The sequence below is a fragment of the Fictibacillus sp. B-59209 genome, from assembly GCF_036216745.1.
GTDB lineage: Bacteria > Bacillota > Bacilli > Bacillales > Fictibacillaceae > Fictibacillus_C > Fictibacillus_C marinisediminis.
Genome location: NZ_JARMMC010000007.1, coordinates 1 through 11,373, shown reverse-complemented (window position 1 = coordinate 11,373; position 11,373 = coordinate 1). Strand labels below are relative to the sequence as shown.

14 protein-coding genes are annotated in these 11,373 nt (G+C 43.1%); 4 read left to right on the top strand and 10 right to left on the bottom strand.

What is annotated here, in order from left to right; genetic code table 11:
• Positions 1–33 precede the first annotated feature (33 nt).
• Positions 34–906: a sulfite exporter TauE/SafE family protein gene (locus tag P4361_RS05005; protein ID WP_328088479.1), complete on the top strand. Its 873-nt coding sequence runs from the start codon at positions 34–36 to the stop codon at positions 904–906.
• 11 nt (positions 907–917) lie between these two features.
• On the opposite strand, the gene P4361_RS05000 is transcribed toward P4361_RS05005, so the two are convergent.
• A complete protein-coding gene (locus tag P4361_RS05000) occupies positions 918–1,148 on the bottom strand; it encodes a DUF2198 family protein (protein WP_062237917.1) in 231 nt (76 codons plus the stop codon).
• Between the two features lie 256 nt (positions 1,149–1,404).
• Here P4361_RS05000 and P4361_RS04995 point away from each other — a divergent pair, with 256 nt between their 5' ends.
• Both P4361_RS04995 and P4361_RS04990 read left to right on the top strand, forming a co-directional pair.
• A complete protein-coding gene (locus P4361_RS04995; protein ID WP_248253858.1) occupies positions 1,405–1,677 on the top strand; it encodes a hypothetical protein in 273 nt (90 codons plus the stop codon).
• A 61-nt stretch (positions 1,678–1,738) separates the two neighbouring features.
• The gene (locus P4361_RS04990) at positions 1,739–1,876 is read left to right on the top strand and encodes a hypothetical protein (protein ID WP_156419044.1); all 138 of its coding nucleotides are present in this window, start codon (positions 1,739–1,741) and stop codon (positions 1,874–1,876) included.
• Between the two features lie 20 nt (positions 1,877–1,896).
• Here P4361_RS04990 and P4361_RS04985 read toward each other — a convergent pair whose 3' ends face one another.
• From P4361_RS04985 to P4361_RS04970, 4 genes are all read right to left on the bottom strand, one after another.
• The gene (locus tag P4361_RS04985) at positions 1,897–2,520 is read right to left on the bottom strand and encodes an HAD-IA family hydrolase (protein WP_062237911.1); all 624 of its coding nucleotides are present in this window, start codon (positions 2,518–2,520) and stop codon (positions 1,897–1,899) included.
• Between the two features lie 130 nt (positions 2,521–2,650).
• On the bottom strand, positions 2,651–3,070 hold the full coding sequence (locus P4361_RS04980) for an anti-sigma regulatory factor (RefSeq protein WP_053357051.1): 420 nt from the start codon (positions 3,068–3,070) through the stop codon (positions 2,651–2,653).
• A gap of 454 nt (positions 3,071–3,524) precedes the next feature.
• On the bottom strand, positions 3,525–3,704 hold the full coding sequence (locus P4361_RS04975) for a hypothetical protein (protein WP_053357050.1): 180 nt from the start codon (positions 3,702–3,704) through the stop codon (positions 3,525–3,527).
• Positions 3,705–3,790: 86 nt separating this feature from the next.
• Positions 3,791–4,690, bottom strand: coding sequence for a cation diffusion facilitator family transporter (locus P4361_RS04970; protein ID WP_328088507.1), 900 nt, complete (start codon positions 4,688–4,690; stop codon positions 3,791–3,793).
• 253 nt (positions 4,691–4,943) lie between these two features.
• On the opposite strand from P4361_RS04970, the gene P4361_RS04965 reads away from it, so the two are divergent.
• A complete protein-coding gene (locus P4361_RS04965; RefSeq protein WP_328088478.1) occupies positions 4,944–5,285 on the top strand; it encodes a YmaF family protein in 342 nt (113 codons plus the stop codon).
• 15 nt (positions 5,286–5,300) lie between these two features.
• Here P4361_RS04965 and P4361_RS04960 read toward each other — a convergent pair whose 3' ends face one another.
• From P4361_RS04960 to P4361_RS04940, 5 genes are all read right to left on the bottom strand, one after another.
• On the bottom strand, positions 5,301–5,738 hold the full coding sequence (locus P4361_RS04960; protein WP_328088477.1) for a GtrA family protein: 438 nt from the start codon (positions 5,736–5,738) through the stop codon (positions 5,301–5,303).
• Between the two features lie 41 nt (positions 5,739–5,779).
• Positions 5,780–7,480, bottom strand: a complete 1,701-nt coding sequence (locus tag P4361_RS04955; RefSeq protein ID WP_328088476.1) for a DUF6044 family protein — start codon at positions 7,478–7,480, stop codon at positions 5,780–5,782.
• A 43-nt stretch (positions 7,481–7,523) separates the two neighbouring features.
• Complete coding sequence (galU, locus tag P4361_RS04950) at positions 7,524–8,417, bottom strand: UTP--glucose-1-phosphate uridylyltransferase GalU (protein ID WP_256224569.1); 894 nt, start codon at positions 8,415–8,417, stop codon at positions 7,524–7,526.
• A gap of 180 nt (positions 8,418–8,597) precedes the next feature.
• Positions 8,598–9,584 (bottom strand): Gfo/Idh/MocA family protein, encoded by a 987-nt coding sequence (locus tag P4361_RS04945; protein WP_062237901.1) that lies wholly within the window; start codon positions 9,582–9,584, stop codon positions 8,598–8,600.
• A gap of 229 nt (positions 9,585–9,813) precedes the next feature.
• The gene (locus P4361_RS04940; protein ID WP_328088475.1) at positions 9,814–10,806 is read right to left on the bottom strand and encodes a GTP-binding protein; all 993 of its coding nucleotides are present in this window, start codon (positions 10,804–10,806) and stop codon (positions 9,814–9,816) included.
• Positions 10,807–11,373: the final 567 nt, after the last annotated feature.

The following is an 11,373-nucleotide window of genomic DNA, read 5'->3' as shown; positions in this document are numbered from 1 at the left end:
ATGTTGCACAGAACGTCAAAAGGAGAATGCATCATGGATTTGCTCTATATTTTCCTGGGTCTTGCTGTTGGGATTATTTCTGGGTTTTTCGGACTTGGGGGAGGCTTTATTTTAACCCCTGTTTTAATATTGTTTGGCTATGAGCCGGTTACCGCGATCGCGACCAGTCTCATGTATTCGATCGGGACGAGTGTTTCAGGGGTATTTGCTCATCTTCGCATGAAGAATATCTATTGGAAAACAGCCATCACCCTTGGCTTGTCAGGAGTACTTGCCACACAGGCTGCACACCCTGTTGTCATGTGGCTTAGCGAAAAGCATTGGGATAAAATTGTAATACCGGCCTTATATATCATACTGATGGGATACTTTGCTGTTCAGCTGCTCAGGAAAAAGAAAAATACAACTGTTGCTGAGATGCCGGCGGAAAATGCCTTTTCAATGACGAAAGCGCTGATGATTGGGTTTACTGGCGGATTTCTTTCGACCACCCTTGGAGTCGGCGGCGGCTTTGTCATGGTTCCACTGATGATTTCCGTATTAAAACTTGAACCAAGAAAAGCAGTTGGGACAAGCCTTGTCAGTGTTTTTGCCATTGTTTCAGCAGGGTTCCTGACCTATGCACAATCGATCACGCTGAACTATCACATCGGCATCTTTTTAATCATCGGCGCATTGATCGGCGCTCAGCTGGGGGCCAGACTAACCTCGCTCTATCAAAATCATCAAATGGAAACGTATCTCGGCGGAATCTATGCCGCAACAATCGTATCCGTCTTTCTGCAGCTTTTACACTTCGGCCATATCGGCCTCGGCGTTGTTTCGGTCTATATTATCATACTGCTCCTTGTTTTTTTAAAGGATTCAGCTCGCTACTGGCGAAAAAAAGCGTCCGCCCCTTCTTGAGGCGAACGCTTTTATTTCATTTTACGCGCTTGTTTTTTATGGATGTTTAAACCGAGCCAATATCCGGCCAATACAGAACATAGTGCTGTTGCCTGAAGATACAGCGGCTGATTCAGGCCATCGAACGCAAACAGCAAAATTAGCAATGTAATCATGACAGGCAGATACTTTGAAAAGAGCACCCGGTTAAAAAGAAGCTGTAAAACAATCGGCAAAAGCGCTGCCAGTAAAACCTCAACCATACGTGCATACCCCTATCTGTTCAAATACTTCCTCATTCACTATACCACATCATTTAAAGCATAAAAAAACCAAAACCGTTATGGCTCTGGCTTAAAAAAGGGGGGTGAGTTGCTTCAAAATGCTTTTACCCTTCGCAGAACAAAATCAAACCTAAACCCTTTAAATTTTTTTGAAATAGGTTTTAAAGTATAACCATTGCGGGAATTAACAGAATATTCCCTTAAATTATTATTCTAAAACTGAGGAGGTCTGCCTATGAATACTCGCAGGGTTATTGGCATTTACCCATCAGAGAAAAAAGTATTAAACAAGCTGAAACTATTAAAAAAAGACGGAATGGACACGAAGCATATGATGATTGTAGGACCTTACGAAACAAGCAAGCTTCCGCCCTCTGAAAAAAACACCCACCAAAAACTGGTCAAGATTGGTGTATCTGAAAGCGAGGCCAAGTTATACTCGGCTGTCCTTGATCAAGGACAGTACATTTTACTGAACACTGTGATCCAGCAGGAATATCTGGCGTAGAAAAAAAAGCATAATGCCTCAACTCCTTCATAGATTGATATGAAGAGGGGGCACATAAGAAATGAATGAATCCGATCAGGTTAAAGCACTGAACCAACTGCTTGAAATCATCCATTATAAAGGCAATAAGAGAAGGCTGCCGTTTTTGCTTATGCAGCAAAAGAAGCGGAAACTGCCATACAAAACCCTGCGTCCTTGACGCAGGGTTTTATCATGTGATCAGTTCAATACCGTTAAAATATCCTTGGGATGGAAAACCATAAAATCCGGTTTTTCCTTTTCTGCAGCTTCCCTTGCGTCATAGCCCCAGCCTACCCAGATGATTTTAATGCCGCTTTTTCTGCAGGCGGCAATATCTCTGGCTTCATCACCGACATAGATCACTTCTTCCTTGGCCATTCCGTTCTTTTTAAGATAGCTTTTAATATGGCGATCCTTACCAAAAAGCCGGGTGGAGCAAATGATCTCTTCCATATGGTGGAGGCGGTTTCGGGATAGAAAGGCTTCAACATTCTTTTTTGAATTGGAAGATATTATGGCCGACTTGTATCCCCTCCTGTTTACTTCTGATAAAAGTTCAGCCATGCCAGGGACCAGTGTCACATCCCCTAATGCTTGATTATAAAGCTCGTAAAATTCAGCGCTCGATGCAGGTATTTTGTGCATTGGGAAATTCAGATGTTTTATCCTTTCCATCATCGAAAGCTTCCTCAAAAACTCCATCTCTTCAACATCTACTTTCCGAAAACCATGCTTTGCTGCCAGCTGATTAAACACCGATAAGAACACGAGCCTTGAGTCAGCGAGCGTGCCATCAAAATCAAAAATAACAGACTTTATCATAAATAAGGGTTCTCCTTATCGTACGGCTTATTGTGTATTATAGAGGAGAGACATCCTGTTTGTAATTTTTCCCACAAAAAAAGGCAAAATTTAACCGCCGGTTCCCTTTTTCTTCACGGGAATTCGGCGGCTATTTCATCATTTTTTCACTGCACCATTTAATGGCCGTGATTTCAGTACCCAAATTAAGAGTCGATTGAACATTGATGATATCCATTAATTTTTGGACCCCCGGCAAACCGGCTCCCAATCCTCCTGAACTCGTATATCCTGCTTGAAGCGCCATTTTAATGTCTTGAATACCTGGACCTTGATCAATGGCCGATACCCTGATCCCTGCCCGGTTTTCTTCCTCAATCGCTTCGACAATGATTTTACCCTCTCCTGCATAAAGGTAAATGTTTCTGGCAAGCTCGGATATCACGGTTTTGATCCGGACTTGATTAACGGAATTAAAACCGATGATTCTAGCAAGCTCTTTCCCTTCTTGACGGGCAATAGAGATATCCAATTCATTTTTTATTTCAACCGTAACCTGATGATAGTTCATGGTAAGCACCTCTATTCCTGTTTTATTGGTAGTGCTTACTTTCTATGGGCATACGGATTTTGTTTTATGGAATTTCAGTGAACGGCTACTGGATTACTTACCTTTCATACATTTCAACAATTTAAGTATTTTTCCTTTTTATTTCAACAAAATCCTTTCCTTTTGAGGACATCTTACTAGAGCAGACTTACATAAACGCCCGTTATACTAAATTCGACATCACGTTTTTATCTCCTTTAAAGAGCTAAAGGATTCCAACAAATTTCTATCTTATTTTACGTTCCTGATTCCTGAAAAAAACGAAAAAGACCCTGTCCTGGGACAAGGTCTAAAGATCAATGGTTATTTTTTCATAATTTTCATATCCTGGCAGCTGCTCATCTGGGGTTGACTGCCCACCTGCGGAATTGTTGTGATACGGGATAATGGCCGTCCGTTTTCCCGAAGCATCAGGCTAGGCTTTGTTTGACTGTGAACTGGCTGAGTTATCTTCATCTTCTTTACCAAAATCTCCAATCGAAACGACTTTCAGCCCCAAATCACTTAAATTATCATTTAATTTCCCGCGAAGATCTTTATCAAACGTTTCAGGGGCTTCTTCCGTATACTCAAGCAGAACATGAATAGATTTCATTTAATTTCTCCTCCTTTTAAAGGATTTGTTTATGCAACCTATTCCCGATTTTTCTTGTGATAAACAAAAAACACCCAGGCCTGGTGTCAATTTTTGTCAGGAAAGTACGGATTAATATGAATAAATACCTCAGATATATCCGGAAATCTATTTTGTATCTCGTCTCTTAAATCTCTTGCAATATCATGGCCTTCTTTAATGCTCAGATCATAATTGAGCGAAATTCTTAAGTCCAGAATGATGTAGTGGCCATGTGTCCTCGCTCTCATGCGGTCAATCCGCTTCACTTCTTTAAATTCCATGACAACTTTTCGGTACTGCGTAAGCAGCGGTTTTTCAATATTCTTATCCATCAATACATCAACGGATGAACCGAGCAGTTTCAGTGAGATTTTCAGGATAAGGAAAGCGACGATCAGACTGGCCGCAGCATCGCCGTATAAGAGATAAGGCAAGTTGAATTTATCCCCGATAATGGATAGTATGACGCCAAAAAAAGCAGCGAGGGAGGCTACAATGTCAGCTTTGTGGTCAAATGCGATCGCTATTATGGCTTTGCTGTTATATTTTTCACCCAGCTTCATGGAGTTATGGTAAAGCAGGTGCTTTGCAAAATAAGAAAATAGAGCGGCGAACAAGGCAATGTACTCAGGTGCTTTCGGTGTTCCGATTAAGCCCAGGATGCCTTCAATAACAATATATATAGAAACAAGAAATAAAATAATACCTACAAAGCCTTCACTAAGCACTTCAGCTTTACCATGTCCGAATGGATGGTCCTCATCAGGCGGCTTGTTGGAGATTCCTACCACGGCCAGTACAGCAATAGAAGCTACAATGTCTGCAGCGGAGTGGATACCGTCCGCAAAGACCGATTCACTTCCTGCAATCAGCCCGACCGCAACCTTTCCAATGGTTAATATACAGTTGCTGATCAGAGCCAGCCAGGCCACTTTTTTACCTATTCTTTCTCTTTCATGTACAATCTCCATGTTCCCCTCCTAAAATAATGTTTCCCAAAGGAAAAAAAAACCCTAAGCCGAAGGCGGCTCAGGGGAGGTATGTGATTTTGAATTTTGGGTTTTTCATATCCATCATCCTTATAATTTACGGCAAAAGTCCAGTTCATTAATCATACTCTTTTCACAAGAGAAAATCAATGAAACATAAAATTTTGGAAAATAAAACAAAACAGAACATAACTATTGAGTAGACCAAATGCTACAGGAGGAGATTCTTATGAACAACAAAGTGGGAAAGGATGATTTTGTCCAAGGATTTGTTCCCAACCACAATCATGGTTCCGTTGATTATACTTCCATGGCTGGAGACCACGTGCATCAATGCCTTGATGTCACTTCTCCGCCCATTCCAACACAGGACGGAGGCCACATCCATTTTACGGAAGGATATGTAATGTTTGAAAATGGCCATAACCACCATTACCGAGCCTATTCTGGTCCGCCTATTCCAGTAGGCAACGGCATGCATGTTCACTATTACGACTTTTACACAAGTGTAGACGATGGCCATCAGCATCATGTAAAAGGGATAGATCATCCCGCACCCGGAACGAAGTAAAGAACTGTTATTTAATTACTCCCGCGTCATAGTGCCCGCTTTACCAGAGCTGCTGCTCTCCGTAAACACGAAGCGTTTTTGTCCGGCATAATTCAGAACCGTATACAGTCCTGTTCCTATCAAAACAGCGGCATCTTTGGCAAAGTGTTTTGGCAGAGGAATTATTGCAGAGAAGGCCCAGTCTGCGATCCGAATTCCGGCATAATAGGCGATAAAATAGCAGAGAAGAATGACGATAGCAAACCGTACCATACTTCCCGCTACTGGTGAGGAGCTTTTAAACGTGAACATCCGGTTTAGCACATAGCTCACACATGCGCCAACTGCGTTTCCTAAAAATGTTGCCAGCCAATACGATACCTCTGCCGCATGAAGCAGCAGATAGATCACCGATAATCCGACCAATGTATTGATTACACCAACTATCAAAAAGCGTACAAATGAATGTTTCATTTCTCATCAGCCATCTCTTCCGGCTACTCCTTTTGCCATTTTTAGTCCATTTCTTCAGCACGATACAAATAAATCCTCCAAGCCGATTCCTTTTGAGAAAATGCTTTTACAAAATGCAGGTGATTTTCTTCTGCATTATCAATCGGAAGCGCGGAAAAGATATACCGGCCTCCCATTTGAGTAAAGACTTTCGTGTTCAGATGGAGATGCTGAATGCGTTTCTTTGAATGTTTCGTGTAATGGTACTTCTTTCCCAGCTCATCTGCAAAAAGATAGCACCGGTTTCCCCATTGATCAAAGTAATTTTTTAGCATCCGGTCTTTATCAAGTTCTTTGGCAATAATTCTTCGAAACTTATGCTTATAAGACAGCGGATAATAATTGTTGTATGTATCAAGGGTGTAAAAGCCGTTATACTGGGCGATGGCAGGATGGATCCCGATGCTCGCCACTCGATAGGAAGACTGCGGCTTTCCGATATAGTGTTCCATCTCCTCGAATTGTTTGACGGCATAAAACTCCTTGAAGGATGGTGCATGGACAACACGGTAATAAATCTCCTCATGAGCACAGCATAAAATAAAAATCTGTAGAGCCAAACCGGCCTTTATCCATGTCCGCCAGCCTTCTATTTTCCATAGAATCCAGCTTCCTAAAGCAAACAAAACATAAATAACGAGCGGGCGCAAAAAATGAAAACGTGCAAAATTGAACGTCGCAAGAAAAGAAACCTTCTCTTTTACAGGCGTCCAGCCCTTGTAAAACCAAAAGGCATACCAGACAGACAGCAAGAAGTTAAGCAAGAATAAGAGAAGGAACGATTTTTTAATCTCCCCACTGCTTCTATCTTTCCAAATCTTCCAAAGCGCAGCAAACATAATGGGTAAAATGACCGCTGTATGTAAAGTGAGGACATGCGTGTGGCCCAGAAAATAGTTTTTGAAAACAAGCCGTATCGTATGCCAGAACGAAAGCTTCGAGCTCATGAATTCATTCCGGCTTGTCGGTGCTTCCGGCACTACAAGCGAGTATACGAGTCTATATTCAATCAGCAAATAAAGGACCGTCATCAATACAATGCTGAATAAAAAGCGCATGTTCCACCGCTTTTTTGTAACTGCATCATAAAGCCAGATCACACCCACTGCAGTGAGAAAAAAGAAAAATCCAAGCACAAAACTGGAGTATAGGGGCAGGAGTACAAGCGTAAGCCATTCCCTCCAGGTTTCTTTGTGCTTTCTAATATTTAAAAATGCCCATAAAGCAAGGGGCTGCCCTAGCGTACTGAGCATTCCCGACGGCCAAAAGGGAGTCAGTGCAAAGGCAAGTGAAACCCACACGGTTATGGGATAAGCCTTTTCATCTTTCATAAAATGCTTCGACAGCAGCAAATACATCCCGATGAACGCAAAAATCCGGGTAATCCCCTGGCTTATGGCATAAGCTGTCATAGGCGGAAACCAGTGATGAAGCCATTGGATCAGACTGAACTCGGTTCCGAAAGCATTCCTGGGAAGGCCGTTGATAATTTGCGGAATGACGGTGTCCATCGGACCGAACAGCTGCCCGCTTTCTTTTAACACCTTGTACCACGCAATGTTGGAATCCATATTGTCATGTACTCGGATATGAGAATGCTCACCGAGAATAAACGGAGGGGCCATGAACAAAACCAGCAGCACCCATGCCAATGTCAGATGTTTATTTTCCGGACTCAAGGCTGACCAGTATTTCACAATCATGGAACCCCTTCTGTTTAGGATACGCCCTTAAATCGGCAATGGCTTACAGTTTTGGATCAGCCTGCACGTTCATCAGCTTTTCTTTTAAATAATGCATAAGAGGCTCGTTAAGCTCTTTGTTCTTCAATGCAAATTCAATCGTGGTTGTTATAAAACCAAGCTTGTCCCCTACATCATACCGATCACCCTCAAACTCATAAGCATATACGTTCTGTTCCTGGTTCAGCCTATGAATGGCATCGGTTAGCTGAATCTCCCCTCCGGCCCCGATTTCCTGGTTATCGAGAATGGAAAAGATCTCGGGAGTAAGAACGTAGCGCCCCATGATCGCCAGGTTGGAAGGAGCTTCGCCTTTTGAAGGTTTTTCTACAAAATTGGAGACCTCATACAGGCGTCCCGCTTGTTTTCTCGTTTCAATGATCCCGTACCGGCCTGTTTCTTCTTCTGGAACAGGCTTTACCCCGATAACAGATGATCCTGTTTTCTCATACTGCTGGATCAGCTGGCGAATGCACGGTGTTTCCGATTGGACAATATCATCACCAAGCAGGACAGCGAACGGCTCGTCTCCAATAAATTTCCTTGCACTCCATACAGCATGCCCAAGCCCCTTCGGCTGCTTCTGGCGGATGTAATGAATATCTGCCATTTCTGACGAGCGCTGAACTTCCTGAAGCAGCTTCACCTTTCCTTTGCTGAACAGACTTTGCTCCAGATCAAATGAATAATCAAAATGATCCTCGATCGCACGTTTTCCTTTACCTGTTACGATCAGAATATCTTCTATCCCGGAATTAATCGCTTCTTCCACAATGTATTGAATGGTTGGTTTGTCTACGATAGGCAGCATTTCTTTCGGCATTGCTTTCGTGGCCGGCAGAAATCTCGTCCCAAGACCAGCTGCCGGAATAATGGCTTTCTTCACTTTTTTCGTCATGTCTTCCACTCCTCATTGCCTAATAGTTTCCCTATCTATGTAAATGAAAGGATCGTCACCTTTAGTGTGACCAATGCACTCTCATCCAAACCCCCATTTTCATATGGTACGTACTATTTCATTCTCACAGCCTATCTAAACAAGAACTGCCCAGAAAAAACTCTGAGCAGTTCAAATCGTTTATTTTCGGTCGCTTGGATAGACAACACCAATCTGGCTGCGGACTTCATCCATAATCTCCATGACTGTAAGAGAATTTTCGTGAGAGTTGATGTCTGATTCCAGTTTTCCCTGCTGAATCAGAGAGATGAATTCTTTTGCTTCATAATACATCGGTTCATGTTGGGCTGTTTGAGAGACATCTTCCACCGATCCACCTCGATGGCGAATCTCAACCTTTTCCGGTGTATGAATCCGGTCAATGATGATGCTCCCTTTCTCCCCCTGAATTTCAGAAGGAAGGAACGAATCCGTAATCTTTGAATACGTAATGACAGCCTCCATCGACTCATACGTCAAAAGGACGCTGCCTTCCCCATCCACACCGGATTCCAGCATGACCCCGCTCGCCTTTACGCTGATCGGCTTGCCAAACAGAACTACAAGCGGATAGATGCAGTACGTTCCCAAGTCCATGAGCGCTCCATTTGAAAACTGAGGCTTAAACGCATTCAAAATGTTTCCTTCTTTATAGGCATCATAGCGGGAAGAATACTGGCAGTAGTTTCCCACGTATCTTCTTATGGTCTCGATTTTGGGCAAACTTTCTTGAATTGCTTTGAATCCCGGAAGCATGGTTGATTTTAGCGCCTCCATCAGAACAATCTTGTTTGCTTTTGCCGCTTCGATCATTTCTTTGACTTCCTCTGCGTTGGAAGCAAGCGGCTTTTCGCAGAGCACATGCTTGCCATGGTTCATCAGCGTGATGGCATGCTTCGAGTGAAAAGAGTTCGGGCTGGCAACATAAACCGCATCGATCACATCGGATTTTGCCATCTCTTCCACATCGGTAAAAACCGTATGTACCCCGTACTTGTCCGCGAACTCTCTCCCTTTCTCCACCGTCCTTGAATAGACGGCAGCCAGCTTAAGGTCTTCCAAGTCACCTGCTGCTTTCAAGAAAGCATCGGTAATCCAGTTTGTTCCGATTACTCCAAAACGTATCATGATATATCCTCCTTCAACTTACACTCTTATCATCATGAATTAATGTAGCATGTTTTATACGATTTTGCTGAATAGGAGATTGTGTGAATCGTGGTGTTGGCGGGCAAATATGCAATTTCCGCGGGTAAACAGCTCGTTTTGGCGGGTAACTTTTGCATTTCCGCGCGTATTTGTCCCAAAACGGCGGGTAAACCTCCGCCCGCCACTGAATCCAGCTTGCCAAACGTACCTAGATGCTGACGGTTTGCAGCACTTCCTGCTGAAAAGAAACTCGAATTTCCTCAATCGGCATGTTATAGCCAATTAAAATGAGGCATGTCCTGCAATTTTGATCTTCCATCCGCTCCATTTCTACTTCTTTCGATGCAAATTGGAATTGATAGAGTCCTGAGGGGGACGCCAGTGATACCATTCCTTTTCCTCGCAGCACACTTTCTGGCAGCTTTTTCAGCCATTTTTCAAACCGGATCCGTTCAACCGCCGGGAAATCTTCTATTTTAAATGCCTTAAATGGATGCTCGTGGTGGTGGTGATCTTCATGTTCATGATGAGAATAGCCAGCATTTCCTGTTTCCTTGCTTAACGATACCGCGACAGTGCTCATCCGTTTCTTCAGCAACTCGTCCAGTTCCACATCGCCATATACTGTCTCGATGATCTCTACTTCCGCTTTTAATTGCTTTCTAAGCTTTTTATTGATTTTATCTTTCGTTTTCTCGTTAACAAGATCCATCTTGTTTAAAAGAATAAGTGTAGCGCTCGTTATTTGTTCATTGAGCATCTCGCGTATCTCTCTTGAACTGGAGAATATGCTTTGATACTCAAGAAACTTACTTGCATCGGCCAGACTGATGATCGATTGCGTTTCAAAACCGTCACGAAGCCGCGGATCCGTCAGTGCTTCAAGAATTTCCTTCGGATTTGCAACTCCTGTACCTTCAATCAGCAAAATATCCACAGCGTTCTCTTCCTGTAAAAAGAACTGCAGTTCCTCGCGAAGGTCGTCCTGGATCGTACAGCAAATACAGCCATCCAGCATCTCCAGCATTTTTTCACCTTTGAACATATGCCCTTCTACATTCACTTGTCCGAGTTCATTCAGAACGATGCCCGGCTTGAGCCCCCTGCTTTTAAAATCAGACAGCATCTTCAGCAGCACGGTCGTTTTCCCGCTCCCTAAAAAGCCGCTTAATATATAGGTTGGTATCTTTGGTTGAGACATAACAGGATCCTCCTTAAACAAAATAAAACGTAATCATTATGTTTTATCATACCATGGTTAAACTACGGACTGCAGAAAATCAAACAATTTACATAAAAATCAAAAGACCCTATCCCGCTTTTGTGGGATAAGGCCTTTTCAGACAAAAGGTCACCCTTCATTCCTCTTGTCCGGATAAATTTTATGCCAGATGAAGAGTCCGATAACCCAAAATAAAGTCAATAGACTCCAATAGAAAGTGAACATGCGCTTTCCTCCCCTGTTTTTTTAAAAATTAAAATGACACTTTTCTTAATGATTGTTGCTTTAGTTGGGAGCATTTTTGTAAAGAAACCTTCATTGCTAAGTTGATTGGAGTGCAAGGTGCGAGACTCCTCGAAAATGAATTTCACATTTTCTTCGTGCGATATAACGCTGCCGAAGCCTTCCTTGTCCTGCGGGACGAGCGTGACAGGTGAAACCCGCAGGCGCAAGCGCCGAGGGGTTCAGCGCACGCCCCGCGAAAGTAGGCGTTTACGCCGGTTAAAGCGAGCATCCTGGAACGGAAATCAACCACTCACAGGAGCA